Below are 25,217 nucleotides of genomic sequence, written 5' to 3' on the forward strand. Positions count from 1 at the left end.
AGTTGAGTCACTGTTCAGTATAAAATAGCAATATATGGTGTTTATTAGGTTGTTCTATGTTTTTGGAAAAAATGCTGCAATCACAAGGTTTTGGTTCGCGTAAATATTGCCAACAGTTGATTAAAAATGGTGCAGTCGAAATACACGATGAGATTGTAGATAATCCAAAGCAAAAACTGGACTTAAATGATTTAACTTACAGTGTGCATGGTCAGGACTATGTCTATCGTGAGCATATATATATTGCGTTAAATAAACCTCAAGGTTATGAATGTTCGCATCAGGCAACCCATCATTTTAGTGTTTTTGAATTATTTGATGATGTGCTGTTAAATCGTGGTCTGCAATGCGTCGGGCGACTCGATCAAGACACCACGGGACTGTTGCTGCTCACGGATGATGGTCAATATCTACAAGCGCTTACACACCCTAAAAAGCATGTTGCCAAAGTGTATTCGATGCATACCGCAGATCCTGTGACGCCTGAGCAAATACAACAATTAGAACAAGGCGTGGAGCTTCGAAACGAAAAAGGCATCTTCGCTGCAACCGATGTACAGCTATTGGCTTCACAGCAATTACAAATGACTGTCCATCAAGGGGTATATCATCAAGTGAAGCGGATGTTGGCGGCTGTCGGTAATAGAGTTGAAACTTTACATCGAGCTCAAATTGGACAATTAAAGCTTGAAGATATTGCTGAGGGTGAATGGATTTATTTGAATGCAGCGCAAATTGAACAATCGAAATTTCGTGAAAATCTAAATCCACAGTAATGGGTATTGGGCTTTGATACGTCATCATTTGAAGGATGAATGTGCGGTATTAAAGCCCCTTAATATGTCTGCTATCTACTGATCAAAAGATTCGTTTCTAATATGCGTTGATGATGTATTTTAATGCCGAGCAAGGCATTAGCGAATAAAGTAATGATAAGTTTGAAATTCATCATCTTTAATGAAGCCCATCGATTCATAGAGCTGATGTGAGTGATAGTTATTTTTTTGAGTTTCGAGGCTGATTCGAAGCGCACCTTCATGTTGTGCAAAGAGAACAGCGGTATCGATCAATTGTTTAGCTGAACCTTGACGACGATATACAGGGCTGACATAGACATCATCTAAAATATAGTAAGTTGAACAAGCCACAGATGAAAAGCCTAAATACAGTAAGATAAACCCAGTAATCACTTCATCTTTTAGACAAATAAAAATTACGCTTTCATTATTTTCAAAACGTTGTCTTAGAAATTTATATGAGATATCAAGATTAGAAGAGGTGCCATAAAATTGGCGATATTCATCAAATAAAACAGCAAGTGGATGAAGGTCTGCTTCTGTTGCGCGTCGAACGATCATTTTTTTCTATACTCCATGCTATTTTTATCAGTCTTGCATGAAGCATATCGAAATTTCGAAATTGGTTGATTTATAAATTGTTTATAAATGCGACAGTGTTAAGTTTTGTCACCTTCACCCAAAATTGCATTGAGTTCTTCAAACAAGTCGAGATGATCATCATCTAATAATGGATCATTATTTAAAATTTCTAATTCAGCAGGGCTAATTTCAATGGTTGAAATAGCTTGGGCTTCTTGTTGTTTTAATTTGCGTAACTTAATCAATTGTTCAATATTGATATTTTGGTTTTCAATAGAGAAGGGGATCGATTTGGTTAAAACAACTTGTTTAAAGAATAGACGTACAGCCTGTGCAGGTGTAATGCCTAATTGTTTAAACACGGCAAAGGCCTGTTTCTTTTCCTGTGAATCGAGACGGATTTGGTAGACTTCAGTTTTTCTCATATTCTTAGAAAGCTTTTAAATACTTAACTTTTCGCATTTATTCTAATCAAAACTGTTATAAATTCAAGAAAGTTTGGCAGTATTTTATCAATTTAATGTAATGACAATAGATTTACAGTGTCAATTCATAGGCAGAACTGAATTGAAAAGCCTGCTCTGTCACAGGATCGATAAACTCAAGATGTTTCGCAAGTAGTTGTAAAGGTTGGCTGAAATCATCCTCTGCCTTATGTTGCACTACAGGATAAAATGGGTCATTTTGAATTGGAATGCCCAAAGCATTTAAATGCACACGAAGTTGGTGTTGCTTGCCGGTATGCGGCTTTAATTCATACTTGGCATGGTTTCCATGCTGCTGGAGGAGCTGAATGAAGGTTTCACTATTAGGCTCACCATCTACCAGTTGCATTGTATAAAAAGGTTGACCTTTTTCCATGCGATAGCGAGTTGTGATTGGGAAATTTAATTCATCTCGATAAGCTGCAATGGCATGATAGGTTTTTTGAACGTTTCGAGTGGCAAACATTTGTTGATACAGCCCACGGCTTTCGACACATTTGGAAAACAGCACCACACCTGCAGTTTCACGGTCTAAACGATGAATCGGCGTTAGCTGTTCAAGCTGCGTTTGTTTTTTGAGTCGAACCAATAAGGTTTCTTGTACATACTGACCGGTTGGACTCATGGTGAGAAAATGTGGTTTATCGACCACAATGAAATGATCATTTTCAAACAAAATCTGATGCTCAAAAGGAACATGGATTTCATGCGCTAAGAATCGATAATAATAAACATGACGATTGGCTTCAAAAGGACTGTCTATCGTTAAAACGTCACCATTTGCGGCATAGACCAATCCATCCTTAAATCGTTGTTGCCACTCTGCTGCTTGGATATGAGGAAATTGTTCACACAAATATGCATAGACGCTAGAGGCTTGCGTGTGTTGACCGTCTAGGAAGACTTTGCTGGCACTGACACCATTGATCATCGGGGGAGTAAATTCAAAACTGTGCATGAAGAAAGATCTAAAAACTGAGCAAATGAAGCAGAGAACACATCATGAAAAATGCTCAATCTGTAGTGTGAACATATCCATTTTAGCCAGTGCGATGCTATCATATTTAATTCTTATGTACATGTTGTGAGTAATATGCAGTATTCATTCAGTCTGGAACTTAATAGTGAAGTCGATACCCAAAACTTAGCTACCGTACTGGCGACGCATTTTACGACGGGTGTAGCGTATTTAATTGGTGACTTGGGTGCAGGAAAGACCACGTTAACACGTTATTTTTTACAACACTTGGGTCATCAAGGTGCGGTAAAAAGTCCAACCTATACATTAGTTGAACCTTACAATATTCAAGGACAAGATATTTTTCATTTTGATTTATATCGTCTGAATGACCCCTATGAGCTTGAACTTATGGGTATCCGTGATTATTTAGAAACGCCGAACGCCCTATTTTTATTTGAATGGCCATCTAAAGGGGGCGACGAAATCCCTGCGGCTGATTTAATTATTAATATTGAAAAGTCTGCGGATGAAAGTACCCGTACAGCGACTTTAAGCTCTTCTTCAGAAACTTTGCAAAACGCTTTGGAGCAAAAATTTAACCATGCTGAATGAAATCAGTGCCCGCCGCATTCGAACGCTTGATCCTGCCTTAGCCAACCAAATTGCCGCAGGGGAAGTGATTGAACGTCCCGCTTCTGTGGTCAAAGAATTACTGGAAAATGCCATTGATGCAGGGGCGACTGAGCTGATTGTTCGTATTGAACAAGGCGGCAGTACACTGATTGAAATTATAGACAATGGTCGGGGCATCCACCCTGAAGATTTACCTTTGGCGGTCATGCGCCATGCCACCAGTAAAATCCAAACTGCTGAAGATTTACATGCCATTGTAAGTCTGGGCTTTCGTGGGGAAGCCTTGGCTTCGATCGCTGCGGTGTCTCGTTTGACACTGACCAGTAGCCAAAATGATGACGGTGTAGGCTATCAGGTCGAAGTAAATGGCACCGCATTTGATTCGCAAGAAATTCAGCCTGTGGCAGCGACGCAAGGCACAACCATCCGTGTGCAAGATTTATTTTTTAATGTGCCTGCACGGCGGAAGTTTCTCAAAAAACCGGGGACTGAGTTTGGACATATCGAAGAAATTGTCCGTCGTTTGGCACTGACTCATTTTGATATTCGTTTTGTCCTTGAGCATAACAATAGTATTAAGCTGAACTTGCCTATTGCAGACAGTGGCGCGCTGCGTTTTCAGCGGGTGCAACAATTATTAGGCCGTCAATTCACAGAAAATGCGTACTGGATGGATGCTGATAGCGTCAATATGCGTCTTAGCGGTTGGTTGGGTCATCCTTCAGATGCACGTGCGCAAGCCGATATGCAATATGTCTATGTGAATGGACGTATCGTAAAAGACAAGACCGTTTCACATGCACTTCGCATGGCCTATGACGGTATTTTGCATGGACATCAACATGCGGCTTATTTGTTGTTTATGGAAGTTGATCCTGAAAATATCGATGTGAATGTGCATCCAACGAAGCATGAAATACGTTTTCTAAATCAACGTGAAGTACATGAGTTTGTGCGCCATTTTGCCAAATCGACTTTAGCGCAATTTCAAACCGCGACAGCCGAATTGTCATCTGCAATGAAACTCGACGGGCAGGCACATGAAAATATTATTCCGCAGCCGCGTCATCAGGAACAATTTTCATTACATCAATCTCAGCCAGTTGCAGAGCAAGGCTCAAATTTTGTCAGTCCAGAGATCTCAGGCGGACTCACTGACTTTAGTTCACCTGCAACAGTGCAATATGCTTCTAATCATGCGCCAACAGGGCAGGAAGCTTATACACAGCAATATTCAAATGCGTCGAACAATGCTGGATATCAGTCAAATTTAGCGGGTTCCAGACAGCTCAATAATGCATTGCAAAGTTATTTGGCGCCTTTACGTCAAACTGAGTCGTTAAATGATCCGGATACCGCATTGGCTGAACATATTCAGCAGAAAGTTGATGAGCATCCTTTGGGGATTGCCATTGCGCAATTGCATGGTATTTATATTTTGGCCCAAAACACCGAAGGTTTAATCATTGTTGATATGCATGCGGCACATGAACGCATCGTTTTACAACAAATGAAAACGGCTTGGGATAAACCTGAGTTTTGGACATCGCAGCAATTGCTGATTCCTAAAGTCGTCAGCATCAGTAGGATGCAAGCGATGCGCGTCGATGAGCTCAAAGAACAATTGGCACGCCTAGGTTTAGAAATAGATCAATATGGCGATGAGCAAGTCATTGTTCGAGGTGTTCCTGCTATTTTGCATAAAGCAGACTTTGATGCGCTAATTCCAGATTTACTAAATGATTTAGACCCAAGTGATCAGGTTGCAGGGTTACTACAAAAGCGTGATCAAATATTGGCAGGCATGGCCTGTCATGGCGCTGTACGCGCACACCGTATTTTAAGTCTATCTGAAATGAATGCATTACTGCGTCAGATGGAACAAACTGAATTTGCCAGCCAATGTAACCATGGGCGTCCGACGTGGCGTGCGTTTCCATTGGCACAGCTAGATAAACTTTTTGCTCGGGGAGAGTAGTTTTACATGTCAAATCAATTGCCGGTCATCAACTTAATGGGACCAACTGCAAGCGGTAAAACCGCCTTGGCATGTGAGTTATACGAGCAAGGTGGATTCGAATTAATTTCAGTCGATTCTGCTTTGGTTTTTCAGGATATGGATATTGGTACGGCCAAGCCAAGTAAAGCTGAGTTGGAGAAATATCCACATCATTTGATTGATATTATCAGTCCGCTAGAAGTGTATTCGGCAGCGAACTTTGTGGAAGATGCGTGTGTGCTGATTGATGATATGCATGCACGAGGTAAAACACCGATTTTAGTTGGTGGTACAATGTTGTATTACAAGGCTTTATTGGAAGGGTTGTCTTCAAATTTACCAAGTGCAGACTATGCTGTACGTGCTGAAATTGAAGCCAAAGCTGAGTCGCAAGGTTGGGGTGCTGTATATGCAGAACTGTGCAATGTAGACCCATTGGCAGGTGAAAAATTTAAACCGAGTGATAAGCAACGAATTATCCGTGCGCTCGAAGTTTTTAAGTTAACAGGTAAACCCATTACGCAGTTACAAGCTGAGCAACCTAAAAACGTACCATATCGTTACAATTTTCATAATTACGCATTATTGCCCGACCGATTAGAACTACATGAGCGTATAGCTCAACGACTAAAAATAATGTGGGAAATTGGATTTTTGAATGAAGTGAAAGCTCTCATTGAAAAATACGATTTAGATGAAAATTTACCCTCTATGCGTTCAGTTGGATATCGTCAAGCTTTAGTTTTTTTGAAAAATAGTGATCAAAGTAGCGAAAAACAGCGTGAAATGGAGGATAAGGCACTTTTTGCAACACGACAACTTGCAAAACGTCAATATACTTGGTTAAGATCTTTGCAAGAAACGCATAAATTTACTACATATTTAACTGCGCAGCAGGCTCAAGAAGACTTGCGAAAGTGCTACGGATAAAGCAAAATTTACAGACTACCTTTTTGATAATTTTTAATTGAAAAGTAAAGGTAGCTTTTGCGCTGATTTTTATTATTTTTTGGAGTTATAACATGTCTAAAGGTCAAACTTTACAAGATCCGTTCTTAAATTCTCTCCGTAAAGAACGTATTCCAGTGTCGATCTTCCTTGTAAACGGTATTAAATTGCAAGGTCATATTGAATCTTTCGACCAATACGTTGTTTTATTAAAAAATACTGTAAGCCAAATGGTTTACAAACACGCTATTTCAACTGTTGTTCCAGCACGTAACCCACGTCCTGCTGGTGCTCCTGCTGGTGCTCAAGGCGCTGCTGGCTTCGGTGGTCAACAAGGCGGCTTCGGCGGCGGTCAACAAGGTGGCTTCGGTGGTCAAGGTGGCTTCGGTGGTCAAGGTGGCTTCGGTGGTCAAAGTGGCTTTGGTGGTCAAGGTGGCTTCGGTGGTCAAGGTGGCTTCGGTGGTCAAGGTGGCTTTGGTGGTCAAGGTGGCTTCGGCGGTCAAAGTGGCTTCGGCGGTCAAAATGCTGGTTTTGATGGTGAAACTAAATTTGAAGATGCTCAAGACGACGAAAACAACAATCGTTAATTGAGTTAAAAAAACCTCCCAAATGGGAGGTTTTTTGCCTATAAAAGAGTAGATTGTTTTCATTTCGAGTATGTAATAAATACTAAAGTGCTGAATGATGATAAGAATCGACATAAAAAAACCAGCCGAAGCTGGTTTTTTTGTTTATTCACTTATTTCTTTTTACGATCTAGAGTAGGATCTTTAATTTCAACATAGGCATTGTTGCGAATTTCACGTAACCAGCTGTCCAGTTCAGTGTCAAATTGACGCTCACCTAAAATCTGACGGGCCATACGTTCTTGTACTTCATGTGTCATATCTTGTTGACGTGTATCGGTCACTTGAAGGATGTGCCAACCAAACTGTGACTGAAAAGGCTTGCTGATTTCACCTTTCGCTGTTGATTTCATCATTGCTTCAAATTCTGGAACCATAACACCTGGGCTAACCCAACCTAAACTACCACCATTGGCAGCAGAACCTGTGTCATTCGAGAATGTTGAAGCCAAGACTGCAAAATCTTCACCTTTTCGCAGGCGGTTATACAAGCTGTCGATCATTTGTTTTGCGTTTTCAGGACTCACCACTTCAGATGGTTGAATCAAGATATGGCGAGTTTGGTATTGAGGAACAATGGCTTTTTGTTCGCCACCTTTACGGTCGACCAATTTTAAAACATGAACGCCATCACGTACTGAAATTAGTTCAGTGGTTTGACCGACTTGCAAAGGTGCTACACGTGCGGCAAGCTCATCTGGAATATCAGATAAGTTGCGGAAGCCCATATCGGCACCGTCAACTTTAATGTCTTTGGTGCTGTATTTACTGGTAATCGCTTTGACATCGTTGCTTGCCGCAAGTTCTTTACGAATGTCTTCAGCGATTTTAACGGCATTATCACTGCTAGCAACGCGTACATGTAAGACATGAACTTGATTACCTAACGCAGCTTGACCTTGTGGTGAGCTTAAGAAGTTTTTCACATCTTGGTCACTGATTTGAATACGAGAAGTGACCAACTGTTGGCGTAGGCGTTGTAACGCGATGTCTTCAGCGATACGTGCACGTAAACCCGCATAGGTATTTGGTGCAACAGCATCTAATTTTTGCTGAAACGCTTCTAAGCTTGGAGAGCCGGCATCTTTCGCAACTTTAAGTACGGCTTCATTGAGTGATTTTTCATCCGCTTTGACGTTATAGCGTTTTACTTGTTCAAGCTGTGCTTGGCGTGTAATCAGTTGTTCTAAAGCTTGTTGCTGCAAATATTCAGTCGGTGGGACGGTTTGTTTTTTTACTTGAAGTTGGTGAGTGATCTCGGCAATGCTTTGATCAAGATCACTACGTAGAATCACGCTATTGTCAACGACAGCTACAATTTCATCTTTAGGTTGCGCAGCAGCAAATACAGATACAGAAGTTGATAGGCAAAGTGCCAAGGCTGACGCTTTAAAAATTTGTTTTAACTGTTTTGTCTTCATTAACGTTCTGTCCAAGATTGATTAATATTGTTAAAACCCAACACTCGGTTTTCAAGCAAAGAGGTTAATTTATTGTTGAAGCCACCTAAACCTTTTAGAGTGAACTCCGCCATAATGGCACGTTTTGGTTTAACATCTGAAGATGTTACATCATCTAAATCGTTATAGTACGAACGACCATAAACTGAAACACCCCAGCAGCATGACTCGTAGTTCACACCAAGTAAATATTCACGCGCAATACTGTTGTCGAGGTCATATTGTGCATGACCGATAAGACGCCAGTTATTGTGAATAGGTTGAATAAACGATGCTACTGCTTGGTCATAGCTGTCTTGGCGGTTCGGAATGTCTTTACGATGGAAATAACCGACATTGTATAAATTGCCTTTATTTCCTGTGTAATACATTTGAATATCGCGCTGAGCATTATCACCATTCGCCATCCATGCAGAATTGGCATTCACACTGATGCTGTCAGATAGCTGGCTAGAAATGCTCACGACAGGGCCGGTATGGCGTTCGGTATCAAATTTATCAGAGACGTTGTTTAGCGTGACGCGGCGGTCTTCGAAATAGAAACTTTGACCAACGCTAGCTTTTAAACGCTCAAGACCTACATCATCAAATAAACTATAGCTTAAGCCTAGAGATGCGAAGTTGTTGTCTTCTAAACGGTCATTACCGTAGAAACGACGCGGGCTAAACAACTGGTCATAGTTAATTGACGCTGTGGTTGAGTCAAAGTTCGGGTTAGTGTCTTGGTTTTTGTATGGAGAATACGCGTAGAAGAAACGTGGCGTTAAAGTTTGTAGATAACGACCTTCGCGCTCCATCACAAGACCCGCATCTAAAGTAAATTGCGGTACAATGACCGATTTACTTTCACTACTAGAGTGATTGTTATTTGTATTGGCACGATCAACAGTATCTTGATCATAAATCGTGTTTACGTTACGAATAGACACTTCTGGAATTACAAAAGACCATGGGTTGCGATAGTTATAACGCACACTAAAGTCGTTATAAATACGTGCACCACTTGGCTCATACATTGTCGCATCACTATTGTTTTGCGGAATATTATCGCCACGCAGATTCTTTTTAAAATATGCTGTATCGTTGTTAAATTCGTACTGTAAGCCGAGCGGATTACCAGTCTTGTAGTTCAGTAGGAATTGCGGCAAGCGCGCATACGGACGGTCTTCATCACTGACAGTTTTATCCAGTGTTTGGAAGTCTTCAACTTTAAGCTGTGCTTTTAGGCCGGGGATACCATTTTTATAATTGAGTTCCCATGCACGGCGTAAGTTCAGGTCAGTTTTTGAGTTTGGATTATTATTGAGATCTGAGAAATAGTCTTTATCAGATGCATAGTTATATTCTAAATTTGTCGTGAATTGATCGTTAATTTTCCAGTTATGGAGGAAATGTAAGTCTTTACGATCTTGATCGTCATACTTTTGGTCGGATGGTAAATAACCACCCCACACCATCCCTGAACCAAAGTTTTTGGTCAAATAACGGAATTCACCTTCCATCATTGCGCCACGGTCTGCAATATAACGTGGTGTTACCGTAGCATCATAGTTTGGCGCAAGGTTTAAATATACAGGTACTGCAAGCTCAATACCACCGTCATTGGTAAAACCAAAGCTTGGGGTCAAAATACCTGTGGTACGACGGTCATCAATCGGGAAGTTGAAATAGGGCACAGCCATTACAGGAACATCTTTTACATAAAGTGTTGTTCCTTTGGTTTCACCACGACCAGTTTCTTGATTCAGCTTAATTTTGTCTGCTTGAATTTTCCACGTTGGTTTTTCATCGGGTGGACAGGTGGTATAAACCGCATTTTCTAATTCAAGGGTTTCGGTTGAAGTACGCGAAATTTTTTCAGCACGACCATGCGCATGCTGCTGTTCAGCAATAAAGAAGCTGTTATTTAAATCACCTTGTTGGGTTTTTAAATTGTAATCAATAGAGTCACTTTGAGAAATCAGCCCTGACTGTGCCATTTGTACGCGGCCAGAAGCATTGGCATGGGTTTGGGTTTTATCAATTTTGATTTGATCGGCACGAATTTGACGACCTTCTTGGTCAATCAGAACATTACCTTCAAGAATGGAATCGCCATTCGGGTCAAAATGACCATAGTCTGCGGTAATGGTAGAGGTTGCGTCTTCTGGGGCAACAGCTTTTGTTGTTGGAGCAACTGGGGTAATCCAGGTGCCTGTACAAAACGCAGAACTTAATTGATTGGTGTTGCGAATCTGTGCTTCAGGTGCAGATTTATCGACATAATATTGTTCGAAGAACTGCTGCCCAGGGTAAGCTTCTGAAATGCTTTGTTTGAGTTGTTCTGTATCGTCATCCGTGGACGGGTTTGAAACAGGTGCTGCATAGCTTGGTAACGAGCTACCACATAGAAGGGTTAAGATCGCAGTCGCTAAAGGATTAAATTTAAACTGATGCTTCATTTGTCTCATTAACCAGGTATGCTTAATCGCAATTAATTATTGTCGCATCATAGAGAAAAAGTTGATAAGTAGCTACACTTAGCACTTTAAAAACTCAGCCTGTATTAGAATTTATCGCAAATGAATACACAACGTGAACAATTGATACAAACATGGATTTCATCTGTACTCGGTTCAGATCAATTTGAAATTAACTTCTTAGCAGGCGATGCAAGCTTCCGTCGTTATGCACGAATCAAATTGAATAATAAAACATTTATGCTCATGGATGCACCACCAGAAAAAGAAGATTGTGGTCCTTTTGTGTCGATTGATGAATTTTTTGATGCACATGGCGTGCGTGTACCACATATCGTGGCCAAAGACCTCGATCAAGGCTTCTTATTGTTAGAAGATTTTGGTGATGTTTTATTGTCTACGTTGTTGAATGATCAAACCGTAGACGCACATTATGCTCAAAGTTTTAAACAGTTGATTCAATTGCAGTCAATTGATGGAACTGCTCATTTTCCTGCATATACCTATGAAAAGCTGATTTCTGAAATGGAGCTGTTAACCGATTGGTTATTGCCATCTCTACAAGTGCAGCCTACTGAAGAAGAATCGGCACTGATTAAACGTACCTTTGCTATCTTAGCCAATGCTGCATTGGCTCAGCCTCAAGTGATTGTGCATCGTGATTTTCATAGCCGTAATTTGATGGTACTTGATGGTGAGCAAGATCAGGGTGTGATTGACTTCCAAGATGCTGTGATTGGTGCAGATACTTATGATTTGATCTCAATCACACGTGATGCCTATGTGCAGTGGAATGCAGATCGTGTTTATGCATGGTTTAAGACGTTCTATGATTTGCTACCTGCATCGGCTAAAGAAGGTCGTAACTTTGAGCAATTCAAACAAGACGCTGACCTGATGGCGATTCAACGTCATATCAAAATTTTAGGTATTTTTGTGCGCTTATTTGAGCGTGATGGTAAGTCAGGTTATCTCAAAGATTTGCCGCGTGTGATGTGGTATTTACTTGAAGAAAGTAAACCATATGCAGAATTACAACCTTTTATGCAATTTATTCACGCTAAAGTATTGCCGAAATTTGAAGCCAAATACGGCACTTATGAGGTTGTTGCATAATGAAAGCCATGATTTTAGCAGCGGGTCTCGGAAATCGGATGCGCCCTTTAACATTGTATAAGCCAAAGCCTTTGCTTGAAGTGGGTGGAAAACCACTGATTGTTTGGCATATAGAAAAGCTAAAAAAAATAGGTGTCACTGAAATCATCATCAATTCTGCATGGCTTGCAGATATCCTGATTGGTACTTTAGGTGATGGTTCGCAGTTTGGTGTAGATATTCGTTGGACACGTGAAGCGGAAGGTTTGGAAACAGCTGGTGGCATTATTAATGCTTTACCTTTGCTTGGGACAGAACCGTTTATTTTAGTCAATGGTGACGTTTGGACGACTTACGATTTTTCAGCCTTGCTCAATGTTGAGCTAAAAGATGATTTGGCACACTTGGTTTATGTGACTAATCCAACGCAACATCCAAAGGGTGATTTTATCTTGGATGCAGGGCGTAGTTATACCTTTGAGCAAGAACATGCAGGCGAGGCACTCACCTATAGTGGGATCGCGGTCATTCATCCAAATATGTTTGATGGATTGGAAGCGGGCAAGCGTCCGCTCGCACCTTTATTGAAAGAAGCTATGTTGGATGGAAAAATTTCTGCAGAGAAAATGCAAACTGCATGGGTTGATGTTGGCACACCTGAGCGTTTAAGTGATCTAGATCTACAGATTCGCCAAGGCATGTACGATTAAGTGCATATTCGCTAAGCGTTAGCTACTGTTCCACGGCTTAGAAATCGGTATACTTCAGTTAATTTTTATTGAGATGTCTTCTTTATGCATCCTTTTTTTCAAGACTTAAAGCAAGGTAGTCAAAAGCTTGGCTTAGATTTGAGTGAAGAAGCATTAAATCTATTGCTGAAATACCAAGATGCCCTAGTGCTGTGGAACAAAGCATATAACTTAACCGCTATTCGTGATCCTAAAGAAATGTTAGTTAAGCATTTATTGGATAGCTTAAGTATCCTAAATGATTTGCCTGTAGGTCGTTTATTGGATATCGGTACGGGTGGTGGCATGCCGGGCATGATCATTGCACTGTGTCAGCCTGAACGTGAATGTGTGCTTTTAGATGCCAACGGTAAAAAAATTCGATTCTTAAAACAATTTATTGCTGACTTAAAACTAAAAAATGTCATTGCGGTACAAACACGTGTCGAAAATGAAGACAGCATTCATGAACTGGGTCAGTTTGATGTGATTACCAGTCGTGCTTTTGCATCATTAACGGATTTTGTGGATGCCTCTAAACCGTATATGCATGCGCAAAGTATTATTGCGTCGATGAAAGGCTTAATTCCTGAAGAAGAAGTTGAAACACTGAAAAGTGATTTCAAGATTGATATCGTTGCATTACAAGTTCCACGACTTGATGAGCAGCGTCATTTAATTTTTCTTAAACGTATTTAAAATTTTCAAAGGACTGGGGTTACCATGGCTCAAATTATTGCGATTGCAAACCAAAAGGGTGGCGTAGGTAAAACCACAACGGCTGTGAACTTGGCTGCATCTTTAGCCATATTAAAAAAACGAGTTTTACTTGTGGACATGGATTCACAAGGCAATGCCACGATGGGTTCGGGCATTCAAAAAAATGATTTGCTGTATTCAGTCACAGATGTCTTACTCGGCGAAGTGCCGATTGAAACCGCCATATATAAAGCGGAAGTGGGCTATAAAGTTTTAGGTGCAAACCGTGACTTGGCCGGTGTTGAACTGGCGATTGCGGATCAAGACGGTCGTGAGTTTATTTTGCGTGAAGCGTTGGCAAGTGTTGAAAAAGACTTCGACTATATTATTGTCGATTGTGCGCCAAGTTTAAGTTTGATCACTGTCAATGCACTTGCAGCGGTACGTGCGGTGCTGATTCCAATGCAGTGTGAATATTATGCATTGGAAGGTTTGGCTGACTTAACCCAAACCATTGACCGTATTCAGCAAGCTTTAAACCCAGATCTAGAGATCGTGGGTGTGCTTCGTACCATGTACGATGCGCGTAATGCCTTAACACGTGATGTGTCTGCTGAGCTTGAACAATACTTCGGTCAGAAACTTTATGACACGGTCATTCCGCGAAATATTCGTTTGGCTGAAGCGCCTGCGCACGGTTTACCAGTAATTTATTTTGAAAAAAGCTCGAAGGGTGCAGTTGCTTATTTGAACTTGGCAGCTGAGATGTTAAAAAAAACCAAAGTAAAAAAAGGAACTAAAGCATGACCGTAAAAAAACGCGGACTGGCTAAAGGTCGTGGTCTGGATGCCTTACTCGGCTCAATTCAAAAAGAAAAACTACAGCTCGAAGCAAAAGCTTTAGATCATGGACAGTTAAAACAAATTGATGTGCATTTATTGAAACGCGGCGAGTATCAACCGCGTCGTTTCATTAAAGAACAAGATTTACAAGAACTTGCTGCATCGATTGAAAAGCATGGTGTCATGCAGCCAATCGTCATTCGTCCTGTCGAAGATGAAAAGCATCCCTACGAAATTATTGCTGGTGAGCGTCGTTGGCGTGCAGCTCAGCTTGCAGGTTTAACTGAAGTACCTGCCATTGTTCGTGACTTGAGTGATCAAGTTGCCATTGCTTTGGCATTGATTGAAAACATTCAACGTCAAGATTTGAACCCAATCGATCAAGCCATGGCTTTGCAACGCTTCCATGACGAGTTTGGTTTAAGTCATCAAGAGATTGCCGACACGGTCGGTAAAGCACGGACCACGATTAGTAACTTACTACGCCTCTTGTCTTTAGCGGATCAAGTCAAAGACTTTATGCAGCAAGGTTTGCTCGATATGGGGCATGCACGTGCGATCTTGACGCTAAAAGCCAAAGATCAGTTGAAAGTTGCTGAAATGGTGATTGAAAAAAGTATGTCTGTACGTCAAACCGAACAATTTGTTCGTGATTTGAATGCACCAAAACAACAAAAAGCGAAACCAAGTGTTTCATCAGACATTCAGCAACTGACACAACGTCTCTCTGATCGTTTCAGTGCAGATGTGAAAATTGATCATAATAAACAAGGGAAAGGCAAGCTGGTGATTAGCTACCATACTCTTGAAGAGCTAGATGGCATTTTAAATATTTGTCTAGCTGAATAATTTTTAAATTCGATTTATTGGGGAAAATCAAATGTGGGAATTAGTCAAAGCGGGCGGGTGGTTAATGATCCCGCTCGTCATTTGTTCGATCTTTACGGTAGCCATTACCATTGAGCGCTTTATTCGTTTAAAGAAATCAATGGTGTTACCAAAAGACTTGATGATGAATGTAAACACATCGGTGAAAGATGTGGTGCAGCAGCTAAAGCAAAGTCCAACTTTACAGCAAAGTACATTGGGTCGTGTATTGGGCGCAGGTTACGCTAGTAAAGATCAAAACGAGCAATATGCACGTGCGCAAATGGAAGTCACAGCGTCACAAGAAATTGGTTATTTAGAAAAAAATATCAACTTTTTGGGCACCTTAAGCGCTGTTGCACCGTTACTAGGTTTGTTGGGTACGGTGATCGGTATCATTGAAGCATTCTTAATGATTGATATTGGTACCAATAGTGATCCAGTGTTGATGATGCCGGGTATTTCTAAAGCCTTGATTACCACTGCTGCCGGTATGTTAATTGCTGTGCCTGCATTATTTGCGCATCGTTATTTCCAACGTTTGGTTCAGGAATATGTGGCTGAGTTAGAACAGCAGTCGACATTATTTCATGCCGCTTTGTTTTATAAAAAAACACCTGAAGTAGAAAGTCAGGACATTCAGAAAGCCAGCTGAGTGGAGACTGCGCATGAAATTTAAACGTCGTCAGGTTGAAGATATTCATATCAACCTCACACCGATGATTGACTGTTTGATGTTTATTTTGGTGTTCTTGTTGCTCTCGACTACCTTTAATCAGATGAGTCGAATGAACCTCACTTTGCCAGATGCACAAGGTGTTCCACCTAAAAACTATGATCAAAAAATTGAAGTTGTGGTGGATTCATCAGGCCATTATTCTGTCAATGGTCAGTCATTGGCCAGTAAAGAAGTTTCTGATTTGAATACTGCAATTAAACAGACAGCCAATGATCGTCGTGATTTAATGTTTGTGATTGCAGCAGATGCAAAAGCAACACATCAGGATGTGATTCGGGTGATGGATGTTGCAGGTCAACTTGGATTTGTGAATATCAACATCAGTACCAAAGTTCCAACTCGAGGTTATTAGTGAAGCACGATTTTAAGGTCTATTTACGCCTATTAAGTTATTTAAAACCTTTTTGGGGAATCGGCCTGCTGGTTTTGCTTGGTTTCGGTATTAATGCTGCGACAGAAGTTTCTGTCGCAAAATTATTGGAACGCATTATTGAAGCCATTCAAAACAAAGATCAAAGCTTTACAACCTTATTTCCACTCTTGGTGGTTTTATTGATGTTCTTCCGTGGACTCGGTTTGTTCATGGGGGGATATTTTACCGCAGTGATTTCTCGAAACTTAATCTTTAATATTCGTCAGCAAGTGTTCGCAAAACTCATGCGTTTACCTTCGCAATATTATTTAGATAATTCGAGCGGTCATATCACTGCAAAAATTATGTATAACGTTGAGCAGTTGACGGCGGCATCGTCTGAGTCACTGAAAACGATTGTACAACAGGGTCTGATTACCATCGCATTATTGGGTTATTTGCTCTATACCAATTGGCGTTTAACCCTGTGTATTTTGATTTTTGGCCCAATTATTGGTCTGATCATCCGTAAAGCGTCCAAGCGCATGCGTAAATTATCCATGCAAGTACAAAGTACCATGGGTGACGTTAACCATGTGGTGCAAGAGACAGTACAAGGCAACTTGGTAGTGAAGGGCTTTGCAGGGCAAGATTATGAACAAAAACGTTTTTATGAAAGCTCAATGGAGAACTTACGCCGCGGCTTAAAAATGGTTGTGGTGCAGCAACTCAATAGCCCAATTGTTCAGCTGATTATGTCGATCGCGCTCAGTATCGTGATGTATATCGCGCTACGCCCAGAGATTTTACAAGATACAACCGCGGGTGAGTTTGTAGCGTATATCACTGCCGCAGGTATGCTGAGTAAGCCAATTAAAACCTTGACGGATGTCAACGAAAAACTACAACGAGGCATGGCGGCAGCTTATTCAGTTTTTGAATTGCTCGATATGCCAGAAGAGGTGAATAACGGCACGCTGAAGCCTGCTTTAAAAGGCGAAATCGAATTTAAAAATGTCAACTTGATCTATGCCGATGGTCACCATGCGATTCATGACTTCAATTTAAAAGTCAATGCAGGACAAACCGTTGCATTGGTTGGGCGTTCAGGTGCAGGTAAAACCTCACTGGTCAATCTGTTGGTGCGTTACCAAGAGGTGTCTTCTGGACAGTTGTTGCTTGATCAGCATGATATTGATGATATTGAGCTCAATAGCTTGCGTACTCAGATTTCGATGGTCAATCAGCAAGTGGTTTTGTTTAACCGTACTGTGCGTGAAAATATTGCTTATGGACAGCTCGAGCATGCAACAGATGAACAAGTCATTGCTGCTGCTAAAGCTGCATTTGCACATGATTTTATTATGGATTTACCGCAAGGTTATGACACGCCGTTGGGTGCCCAAGGTTTAAATCTGTCTGGTGGTCAACGTCAACGGATTGCAATTGCGCGTGCGATTTTGAAAAATGCACCGATTTTAATTTTAGATGAAGCGACCAGTGCACTAGATAACGAATCTGAATTTTTTATTCAGCAAGCATTTGACGCTGCGATGCAAGATCGTACCACGATCGTGATTGCGCATCGTTTATCGACCATTGAAAATGCAGACTGTATTGTAGTGATGGATAAAGGGCGTATTATTGAACAAGGTTCTCATACGGAATTGATGGCACAACGTGGTGCATATTACCAACTTCATCAGCGTAATTTTGAGGAAAATTAAGTCATGTCTTTTGCACAATTGATTCAGGATGCTTGGAATGAACAGGCAAAGTGGCTCGTTGTGTTTAGACCTTTGTCATGGCTTTATCGTGGTGGCTTTTTACTCAATAAAAAGCTCTATCAATCAGGTATTAAGCAAAGCTATAAAGCGCCTATTCCAGTCATGGTCATTGGAAATATCACAGTGGGTGGGAGTGGCAAAACCCCCTTGCTCATTCACTTGGTCAGTTATTTAAATAGCTTAAACCTGCGTGTTGGTGTGATCAGTCGTGGCTATGGTGGTCAAGGACCATTTCCGGCCTATGTGGATTTAGACTCGACGGCTGAAATCGTGGGTGATGAACCGAGCTTAATCGTTCAGTCTACAGGCGTGCCGATGGCGGTTGGTCCAAACCGCCAGCAGAGTATTGAATTGCTGCTGTCTAAGCATGAATTGGATTTGATTATCTGCGATGATGGTTTACAGCATTGGGCGCTTCAACGTCAGTTGGAGTGGATCGTACTGGATAACAACCGTGGTTTAGGCAATGAAAAATTATTACCTGAAGGTTATTTGCGTGAACCGAAAAAGCGCCTTGCCAGTGGGACGGTCATTGAACATTCAGCAGATCCAAGTTCTCCACTGAATATGCACCTTGAAGCGGCGCAACCTTATTTGCTCAATAAAGATCTTGTGACGACATTTGATGCAAATAAAGATTTTTATGCTGTGGTGGGTATCGGCTTTCCGCAACGCTTTTATAAAACCTTAGAAAATATGGGGATTCATCAATTTCAATGTCATGAATTCCCAGATCATTATGAATATGAACTGAGTGATTTGCAGTTTGAAGATGCCAATCCCATCATTACCACTGAAAAAGATGCAGTTAAAATTTTAGTGATCCTCAAAAATAATCCAGATTTTAAAAGAGAAATATGGGTTGTTCCTGTAGATGCAGTGTTGTCACCTGCGTGTTATGAAACTTTGCATGCGCAGTTGAAACAACTGGGTCTGAAACTTCCCGAAGGCATTTAATTTATGAAACATATTGTTATTCCTGCACGTTTTTCAAGTTCACGTTTACCGGGTAAGCCTTTACTTGAAATTCATGGCCGTCCGATGATTTTACGTGTGGTCGATCAAGCCAAAAAAGTTGCAGGATTCGATGACCTTTGTGTCGCTACAGATGATGAGCGTATTGCAGCAGTATGTCGTGCGGAAGGGGTTGATGTGGTATTGACCTCTGCAGAACATCCATCTGGTACAGATCGTTTAAGTGAAGTTGCACGCATCAAAGGTTGGGCGAGTGATGATATTATTGTCAATGTGCAAGGTGATGAACCTTTGCTTCCCGCTCAATTGGTAAAACAAGTTGCACAATTACTTGTTGATCAACCGACATGTTCGATGTCGACGCTCTGTGAGCCGATTCATAGTCTAGATGAGTTTCAACGTGACAGTATCGTCAAAGTGGTGATGTCAAAGCACAATCAAGCGCTGTATTTTAGCCGTGCGACTATTCCTTATGACCGTGATGGTGCAAAGCAAGCTGAACAAACCTTGCATGATCAGGCTTATCGTCATTTAGGCCTATATGCATACCGCGTAAAACTCCTACAAGAATATGTCACTTGGGATATGGGTGTGCTGGAAAAATTAGAAAGCCTTGAACAATTACGCGTTTTGGAAAATGGTCACCGTATTGCCATTGCTGTGGCAGAAGCGAACCTTCCACCGGGCGTAGATACTCAAGCTGACCTTGATCGTTTGAACCAAATGGATGTTTCGAACTTCGAATAAGGTTAAACGATTTATGCAAAATGAAATTGTGGCGCAAGTGTACCCTTGGCAGAAAAATACATGGAATACATTAACCAGCCGTTTTCCACAACTGGGACATGGCGTGCTTTTGTATGGCAAAAAAGGCTGTGGTAAAGAGGCATTTGCAAAACAATTTCTTGCATGGGTGCTGTGTCAAAAACGTGATGAGCGAACTGAGCCATGTGGTGAGTGTGGGAGTTGCCAGTGGTTAAAGTCAGATACACATCCAAATTTTGTCCACATCAGTACAGATGAAGACAATAAAAAGCAAAATGCCAAAATTAAAATCGAAAAAATTCGTGATTTATTGCCTTTTGTACAGCAAACCGTAGACGGTTGGCGAGTTGTGTTGATTGAGCCTGCTGAAGCATTAAACATTGCATCATCAAATGCATTGCTGAAAACACTGGAAGAGCCGGGCGAGCGGATTGTGATTATGTTATTGGCAGAGCATTATTTGAAATTGCCAGCAACAATTCGCAGTCGAATGCAGCACTATGCATTGGATCGTATCGAACCAGAACAATCAAAACTTTATTTACAGCAGCATTTGCCCGATAGTGGTGAAACTCAGCGCAAAGTTCTCATGAACTTAGCCAGTCAAATGCCATTACAAGCGATTTCATTGGCAAGTAGTGAATGGTTAAATATGCGCCAAGAATTTCTACAAGATTGGCAAAAACTTGTGAGACAAAAAAACATGCCGATGGCAATTGCGACCAAGTGGAATAAAGCACTGAGTTTTAGTGATTTTAGTCAAATGTTTGAATACTTGTTGTCCGATATAATTTGTGTCAAGCTAAATCAATCCATAAAAAATATAGATTTGGATTTTGGAGTGTTGGCAGAGCAATATTCGCTCGAAACACTCTTTGGGATTTATACAGAATTACAGCAGTCTAAGCGGTTCATCGAGCAGAACGTACAGGGGAATCTGGTCGTTGATGAGCTTTGCATCAAACTGATGAATGTTTAATTAAGGGGAAACATCATGCAACCACGTATGGGCGGGATTGTTCACGCTAATATTCCAGATGTGGAAACACTTTTTGCGAGCTACATGCCTTATGTCGTTGGTGGCGGTTTATTTGTACCATCAAAGCAAGCTGTGAAAATGGGTGATGAGGTTTTCTTATTGGCGACTTTGCCTGAACAAAGTATAAAAATTCCTTTGACAGGGAAAGTGATTTGGATTTCGCAAAAGCAAAATGGCATTAAACCACAAGGCTTTGGAATTCAATTAAGTGGCGAAAAAGGCGTTTATTTCAAAACAGAAGCAGAACGTTTACTTGCAGGGCTTAAATCTGAGGGGCGTAGAAGTTACACTATGTAGTTACAACAGTGAAGACTTGTAGGTACATATTGTGTTTGTAGATACCCATTGCCATTTAACCATGCTTGACTTAAGCCCTTATGAGGGTAATTTAGATCTTGCATTGGATCAGGCTCGTCAAGCCGGGGTCTCAAAATTTATGAGTATCTCGGTTGATCTAGATGACCATATCGAACTTTCAAAAATTGCATCACGTCATGCTGATGTGGGTTATTCCGTTGGGGTGCACCCATGTGAAGATCCTGCAACGATGGCTCGGGCAACAGAAGAATATCTCATTGAATTAGCACAACCTGAAAAGGTTTGGGCGATTGGTGAAACAGGGCTGGACTATTTTCATAGTACCGACTTTGTTGCAGAGCAAAAAGAATGTTTTGCCCGCCATATTCGCGCATCGCAAGCCGTGAAAAAACCGGTGGTTGTACATACTCGTTCTGCAAAGCATGATACGGTGGATATTATCCGTGCAGAGAAATCTACTCACGGTATTTTGCATTGTTTTACTGAAGATTGGGAAACGGCAAAAGCTGTCTTAGATTGTGGTTATTACGTGTCATTTTCAGGCATTGTTTCTTTTAAAAATGCACAAGATTTGCGTGATGTGGCCAAGCAAGTGCCACTGGATCGCGTGCTGATTGAAACAGATAGCCCATACCTTGCACCGATGCCCTATAGAGGAAAGTCTAATGAACCAAAATACGTTCCTTATGTAGCCAAAGCCTTAAGTGATGTATATGATAAGTCAATTGAAGAGATGGCTTTCATTACAATGCAAAACTTTGAAAATCTCCTCAATCTTAAGTAAATAATTTGAATTGATATAAGAGTAAGAGAGTATAGGGTGAAGATGGATCGTCAAGCTCAGTTTAGAGCAAGAGAGGCATTAATTTTCCAAGTGGCAGAGCAGCTGCTATTGGAAAATGGCGAAGCAGGGATGACACTAGATGCGCTAGCGGCAGAACTCGACTTGGCAAAAGGGACGTTATATAAACATTTTCAAAGTAAAGATGAACTATATATGTTGCTCATTATTCGTAATGAACGCATGTTATTGGAAATGATTAAAGACACCGATAAAGCTTTTCCTGAACACCTTGCTTTCTTTATGTTGCATCACTTACATCACCCAGAACGTACTGTGTTGTTTCACCAAATTGAAGAGCGTTTATCGACAACGGGTGTGGGTATTCAGCACTTGTTTAGTGAACTATATCAGGTACGCAAACAGCGTCTAAGATTGATCATCCGTATGACTGAGCGTTATTTGGAGTCGATTCAAAGTAGCATGCCAGTACGTGATTATCTTGCTTCGATTTGGTCACTTACACATGGCGCTGCAGCAATTTTGAATTCAAGTTTTTATCAGCGTTATTTGGGTTCAAGAGACACATTAAGGGTTGCTTATATTGATCAAGCCTTAGCATTACCAAAACAAGTGCATGCGGTTGCTCAATTCGCTTAAAGGCTGCTTATGAAAATAGCATCACCATCATCGGTTCGTGGCTTCACCCTCGTAGAATTGATGATGGTGATTGTGATTATGGGCATCATGGCCTCATTGGTGCTTTTGAATATCGGTGGGACAGATCAACGCAAAGCCATGCAAGCACGCGAAGTGTTTGTGATGGATCTGAAGCGAATTTTACGCGATGCAAATGATCAAGCTTTGATATTGGCCTTGCAGCAAAACGCTGGAACTGATGTCAATACGCAGAGTTATGCAGTACAAGAATATTTAACAGAACAAAAACGTGTAGAAAATAGTATTTTAAATCAGAACAATAAATGGCAAAACTATAAAGATTTTGAAACCCGAGTATTACCTGAAAATGTCTCTTTTACGATTCAGCCTTTAGATCAGCAGTATGAAAATGCCAATAATGATGATTTGTTAAATACCAATGCACCTAAGTTGATTTGGTTGGGCAATGGTGAGGTAAAGCCTGTGCGTATACAGTTTTATTTTGAAGAACGTCCCATTGGTAATGAAATCGAAATTGATCATTTAGGGAAAGTCAATGCGGGCTAAAGGGTTTACGCTACTTGAAGTCATGGTGGCATTGGCGATTTTTGCGACTGCGACAATGGCTTTGTCTAATGTTGCGATGCAATATACACAGTCGACAGCACACGCAATTTTAAGAAATAAAGCACAATTTGTCGCGCTGAATGAAATCGCTAAGATGGAAATCAATCGTGAATGGATGACAGGTACTGCATCTAAACAAGTCACTGAACAAGGCGAACAATGGCAAATTGACAAAAAAGCCCAAGCCACCATTAGTCCAAATGTACAACGTATCGATATCCAAGTGAGTTTGATGAATGCTGAAACTGGGGATGTAGAAGCAGGGATTAGCAGTTTGGTGTTCTTTAACTATAAGGCTCCGTTGGATGAAAATAATAACTAGAAAAAAACGTACATCTCAAGATATGCCTGTGCTTGTGCAGCAAGGAATGAAGAATCAAGCAGGATTTACCTTAGTTGAGCTTTTGGTTGCGATTGCCATTTTTGCAGTGCTGTCTGCTTTGGGCTGGAAGGTCTTTGATTATGTCTCGAAAGTGAAGGAACGAAACGCAACCCATGAGGCAAGGCTTAGTCAGTTGCAAGATGCCCATCAGCAAATTCTCAGAGACACAGTACAAGCTGTGCCCTTAACTGCCAATATTAATGGAGATATTCAACCAGCGTTAGTATTGCAAAATGGCCGATTTAATTTCAGTAAGACAGGTGTCACTGATCCATTAAATCAGGGCATTGCACCTGACGAGCGAGTGGAATATCAATACAAAGCTGATGAAAAAAAATTGTATCGGCTAAAATTTAAAAATCTCAACCAAACGGGGCATGATCAGCCAGATTCGAGTGTTTTACTGGATAATGTTGAACAATATAAAATCACGGTACTCAATCCAAATGAGTTAGAGAATTGGCCAGATGCTGCCGCTGATTTGAATAATGAAAAAACCATTCAACTGTTACCGCGGGGTATCAGGATGCAGCTCACAGTGGATGGGACAAACTACGAATGGTTATTCAGTTTGTTAAATACTGATTTTTTATTGGATAAAAATAAGAATGGTTAGCGGTCAGGTAGTAGAGTCATTTGAAGTTCGGAGTTGCGTATGAAACAGCAACGTGGTATCGCTTTGTTAACTATCCTGATGATGGTAGCTTTGGCAACCATAGTTGCAGCAGGTATCGCAAAACAACAAGCCCATACTTCTGAAAATACCGCTTATGTGATGCGCCAAAATCAGTCGTTGTTATATGCGAAAAGTGCCGAAGCATTTTTTGCTGAACTTTTAGTAAATGATGCCGAAAATGCAGGGCAGGTGGATCACCTCCAAGAAAATTGGGCTCAGCCTATGCCCGCCTTTCCAGTGGAAGGTGGAACTGTTGCAGGTGTGCTGCAAGACGAATCTGGAAAATTTAACCTCAATAGTTTGGTTTCAGAAGAGGGTGTAGTAAATGACAAAGCAAAATTATGGTTTGAAAAAATATTGCAGCGTGTTGGTTTACCCGCAGAATTAAGTCAAGCCGTGATTGATTGGCAAGATGAAGATGATGAGACCTCTGGCCCGATGGGAGCAGAGCTGGCGTACTATCGTGGTTTAAATAATGCGGCACTACCGCCAAATGCAAAATTTCATAGTGTGGAAGAACTGAAATCAGTCCGTGGTTTTGAAGGTGCTCAATATAAACTGATTGCGCCCTATGTGAGTAGCTTGCCCTCGCATGAAACAACGGTAAACATTAATACCGCTCCTGCATTTTTGTTGGCAACCATGGATGATCGTTTAGATGTCAATGCAGTCGAACAAGCTTTGCAACAAAAAGCTGCCAAATTTGAACATTTTGAAAATATCAATGATTTATGGGCAATGGAGCCATTTGCACAGGTGAGCACAGAAAATCGAGAAGTTTTAAACTCACAATTGGGTGTGCAGTCGAACTATTTTAAAGCGCAAATTGAAATTATTTTAAATGAAAGAAAGCGTCAATTTACCAGTGAGTTAGTGCGAAAAGATAAAGATGTATATGTGGCTTTTCGCAGTATGGCACCATTTTAGGTCTTAAA

At 41.0% G+C, this 25,217-nt stretch carries 28 protein-coding genes; 23 read left to right on the forward strand and 5 right to left on the reverse strand.

All coding sequences use genetic code 11. From position 1 onward, the window contains the following. Nucleotides 1-56 precede the first annotated feature (56 nt). The gene (locus FTV38_RS11255; RefSeq protein WP_180022515.1) at nucleotides 57-776 is read left to right on the forward strand and encodes a pseudouridine synthase; all 720 of its coding nucleotides are present in this window, start codon (nucleotides 57-59) and stop codon (nucleotides 774-776) included. 138 nt (nucleotides 777-914) lie between these two features. Here FTV38_RS11255 and FTV38_RS11260 read toward each other — a convergent pair whose 3' ends face one another. The 3 genes from FTV38_RS11260 to FTV38_RS11270 form a co-directional block, all read right to left on the reverse strand. Next, nucleotides 915-1,358: a GNAT family N-acetyltransferase gene (locus FTV38_RS11260; RefSeq protein WP_078193684.1), complete on the reverse strand. Its 444-nt coding sequence runs from the start codon at nucleotides 1,356-1,358 to the stop codon at nucleotides 915-917. 98 nt (nucleotides 1,359-1,456) lie between these two features. Beyond that, complete coding sequence (locus tag FTV38_RS11265) at nucleotides 1,457-1,804, reverse strand: type II toxin-antitoxin system RelB/DinJ family antitoxin (RefSeq protein WP_078193683.1); 348 nt, start codon at nucleotides 1,802-1,804, stop codon at nucleotides 1,457-1,459. Nucleotides 1,805-1,916: 112 nt separating this feature from the next. Further along, nucleotides 1,917-2,822, reverse strand: coding sequence for a pseudouridine synthase (locus FTV38_RS11270; protein WP_180022516.1), 906 nt, complete (start codon nucleotides 2,820-2,822; stop codon nucleotides 1,917-1,919). 135 nt (nucleotides 2,823-2,957) lie between these two features. On the opposite strand from FTV38_RS11270, the gene tsaE reads away from it, so the two are divergent. The 4 genes from tsaE (at nucleotide 2,958) to hfq (ending at nucleotide 6,992) form a co-directional block, all read left to right on the forward strand. Next, nucleotides 2,958-3,437, forward strand: a complete 480-nt coding sequence (gene tsaE / locus FTV38_RS11275; protein ID WP_180022517.1) for a tRNA (adenosine(37)-N6)-threonylcarbamoyltransferase complex ATPase subunit type 1 TsaE — start codon at nucleotides 2,958-2,960, stop codon at nucleotides 3,435-3,437. Beyond that, nucleotides 3,427-5,436: a DNA mismatch repair endonuclease MutL gene (mutL, locus tag FTV38_RS11280; protein ID WP_180022518.1), complete on the forward strand. Its 2,010-nt coding sequence runs from the start codon at nucleotides 3,427-3,429 to the stop codon at nucleotides 5,434-5,436. Before tsaE ends, mutL begins: the two co-directional genes overlap by 11 nt. Before the next feature lie 6 nt (nucleotides 5,437-5,442). Further along, nucleotides 5,443-6,387 (forward strand): tRNA (adenosine(37)-N6)-dimethylallyltransferase MiaA, encoded by a 945-nt coding sequence (gene miaA, locus FTV38_RS11285; protein ID WP_180022519.1) that lies wholly within the window; start codon nucleotides 5,443-5,445, stop codon nucleotides 6,385-6,387. Between the two features lie 92 nt (nucleotides 6,388-6,479). Next, nucleotides 6,480-6,992, forward strand: a complete 513-nt coding sequence (gene hfq / locus FTV38_RS11290) for an RNA chaperone Hfq (RefSeq protein WP_180007345.1) — start codon at nucleotides 6,480-6,482, stop codon at nucleotides 6,990-6,992. A 152-nt stretch (nucleotides 6,993-7,144) separates the two neighbouring features. On the opposite strand, the gene FTV38_RS11295 is transcribed toward hfq, so the two are convergent. Both FTV38_RS11295 and FTV38_RS11300 read right to left on the reverse strand, forming a co-directional pair. After that, a complete protein-coding gene (locus tag FTV38_RS11295; RefSeq protein WP_180022520.1) occupies nucleotides 7,145-8,452 on the reverse strand; it encodes a peptidylprolyl isomerase in 1,308 nt (435 codons plus the stop codon). Beyond that, a complete protein-coding gene (locus FTV38_RS11300) occupies nucleotides 8,452-10,932 on the reverse strand; it encodes an LPS-assembly protein LptD (protein WP_180022521.1) in 2,481 nt (826 codons plus the stop codon). The genes FTV38_RS11295 and FTV38_RS11300 overlap by 1 nt, the downstream gene beginning before the upstream one ends. Before the next feature lie 120 nt (nucleotides 10,933-11,052). Here FTV38_RS11300 and FTV38_RS11305 point away from each other — a divergent pair, with 120 nt between their 5' ends. The 18 genes from FTV38_RS11305 to gspK all read left to right on the forward strand — a co-directional run bounded on the left by FTV38_RS11305 (nucleotide 11,053) and on the right by gspK (nucleotide 25,209). Further along, nucleotides 11,053-12,066, forward strand: coding sequence for an aminoglycoside phosphotransferase family protein (locus tag FTV38_RS11305; RefSeq protein ID WP_078193676.1), 1,014 nt, complete (start codon nucleotides 11,053-11,055; stop codon nucleotides 12,064-12,066). Next, the gene (gene murU, locus FTV38_RS11310; RefSeq protein WP_180007341.1) at nucleotides 12,066-12,755 is read left to right on the forward strand and encodes an N-acetylmuramate alpha-1-phosphate uridylyltransferase MurU; all 690 of its coding nucleotides are present in this window, start codon (nucleotides 12,066-12,068) and stop codon (nucleotides 12,753-12,755) included. Before FTV38_RS11305 ends, murU begins: the two co-directional genes overlap by 1 nt. 84 nt (nucleotides 12,756-12,839) lie before the next feature. Further along, nucleotides 12,840-13,472 (forward strand): 16S rRNA (guanine(527)-N(7))-methyltransferase RsmG, encoded by a 633-nt coding sequence (rsmG, locus tag FTV38_RS11315; protein ID WP_180022522.1) that lies wholly within the window; start codon nucleotides 12,840-12,842, stop codon nucleotides 13,470-13,472. 24 nt (nucleotides 13,473-13,496) lie between these two features. Continuing rightward, entirely contained in the window at nucleotides 13,497-14,279 is a 783-nt protein-coding gene (locus FTV38_RS11320) for a ParA family protein (protein WP_078188958.1), read from the forward strand. Then, nucleotides 14,276-15,163: a ParB/RepB/Spo0J family partition protein gene (locus FTV38_RS11325; RefSeq protein ID WP_168378888.1), complete on the forward strand. Its 888-nt coding sequence runs from the start codon at nucleotides 14,276-14,278 to the stop codon at nucleotides 15,161-15,163. The genes FTV38_RS11320 and FTV38_RS11325 overlap by 4 nt, the downstream gene beginning before the upstream one ends. 31 nt (nucleotides 15,164-15,194) lie before the next feature. Beyond that, nucleotides 15,195-15,836: a MotA/TolQ/ExbB proton channel family protein gene (locus tag FTV38_RS11330; RefSeq protein WP_078188956.1), complete on the forward strand. Its 642-nt coding sequence runs from the start codon at nucleotides 15,195-15,197 to the stop codon at nucleotides 15,834-15,836. A gap of 13 nt (nucleotides 15,837-15,849) precedes the next feature. Then, on the forward strand, nucleotides 15,850-16,272 hold the full coding sequence (locus tag FTV38_RS11335) for a biopolymer transporter ExbD (protein WP_180022523.1): 423 nt from the start codon (nucleotides 15,850-15,852) through the stop codon (nucleotides 16,270-16,272). Next, the gene (msbA, locus tag FTV38_RS11340; protein ID WP_180022524.1) at nucleotides 16,272-17,999 is read left to right on the forward strand and encodes a lipid A export permease/ATP-binding protein MsbA; all 1,728 of its coding nucleotides are present in this window, start codon (nucleotides 16,272-16,274) and stop codon (nucleotides 17,997-17,999) included. The genes FTV38_RS11335 and msbA overlap by 1 nt, the downstream gene beginning before the upstream one ends. 3 nt (nucleotides 18,000-18,002) lie before the next feature. Then, nucleotides 18,003-19,016, forward strand: coding sequence for a tetraacyldisaccharide 4'-kinase (gene lpxK / locus FTV38_RS11345; RefSeq protein WP_180022525.1), 1,014 nt, complete (start codon nucleotides 18,003-18,005; stop codon nucleotides 19,014-19,016). 3 nt (nucleotides 19,017-19,019) lie between these two features. Then, a complete protein-coding gene (gene kdsB / locus FTV38_RS11350; RefSeq protein WP_180022526.1) occupies nucleotides 19,020-19,781 on the forward strand; it encodes a 3-deoxy-manno-octulosonate cytidylyltransferase in 762 nt (253 codons plus the stop codon). Between the two features lie 13 nt (nucleotides 19,782-19,794). Then, nucleotides 19,795-20,778: a DNA polymerase III subunit delta' gene (locus tag FTV38_RS11355; RefSeq protein ID WP_180022527.1), complete on the forward strand. Its 984-nt coding sequence runs from the start codon at nucleotides 19,795-19,797 to the stop codon at nucleotides 20,776-20,778. A gap of 15 nt (nucleotides 20,779-20,793) precedes the next feature. Then, nucleotides 20,794-21,135, forward strand: a complete 342-nt coding sequence (locus tag FTV38_RS11360) for a PilZ domain-containing protein (protein WP_111885061.1) — start codon at nucleotides 20,794-20,796, stop codon at nucleotides 21,133-21,135. Nucleotides 21,136-21,166: 31 nt separating this feature from the next. Then, nucleotides 21,167-21,940: a TatD family hydrolase gene (locus tag FTV38_RS11365; protein ID WP_180022528.1), complete on the forward strand. Its 774-nt coding sequence runs from the start codon at nucleotides 21,167-21,169 to the stop codon at nucleotides 21,938-21,940. A 42-nt stretch (nucleotides 21,941-21,982) separates the two neighbouring features. Further along, on the forward strand, nucleotides 21,983-22,597 hold the full coding sequence (locus tag FTV38_RS11370) for a TetR/AcrR family transcriptional regulator (RefSeq protein ID WP_168378896.1): 615 nt from the start codon (nucleotides 21,983-21,985) through the stop codon (nucleotides 22,595-22,597). Between the two features lie 9 nt (nucleotides 22,598-22,606). Further along, a complete protein-coding gene (locus FTV38_RS11375) occupies nucleotides 22,607-23,164 on the forward strand; it encodes a type II secretion system protein (protein WP_180022529.1) in 558 nt (185 codons plus the stop codon). Continuing rightward, nucleotides 23,154-23,546, forward strand: a complete 393-nt coding sequence (gene gspI, locus FTV38_RS11380) for a type II secretion system minor pseudopilin GspI (protein WP_180022530.1) — start codon at nucleotides 23,154-23,156, stop codon at nucleotides 23,544-23,546. The genes FTV38_RS11375 and gspI overlap by 11 nt, the downstream gene beginning before the upstream one ends. A gap of 46 nt (nucleotides 23,547-23,592) precedes the next feature. Further along, nucleotides 23,593-24,222 (forward strand): type II secretion system minor pseudopilin GspJ, encoded by a 630-nt coding sequence (gene gspJ / locus FTV38_RS11385; protein ID WP_111885090.1) that lies wholly within the window; start codon nucleotides 23,593-23,595, stop codon nucleotides 24,220-24,222. Nucleotides 24,223-24,261: 39 nt separating this feature from the next. Next, on the forward strand, nucleotides 24,262-25,209 hold the full coding sequence (gspK, locus tag FTV38_RS11390) for a type II secretion system minor pseudopilin GspK (RefSeq protein WP_180022531.1): 948 nt from the start codon (nucleotides 24,262-24,264) through the stop codon (nucleotides 25,207-25,209). Nucleotides 25,210-25,217: the final 8 nt, after the last annotated feature.

It is taken from the genome of Acinetobacter sp. YH16044 (assembly GCF_013417145.1).
Classification (GTDB): Bacteria; Pseudomonadota; Gammaproteobacteria; order Pseudomonadales; family Moraxellaceae; genus Acinetobacter; species Acinetobacter amyesii.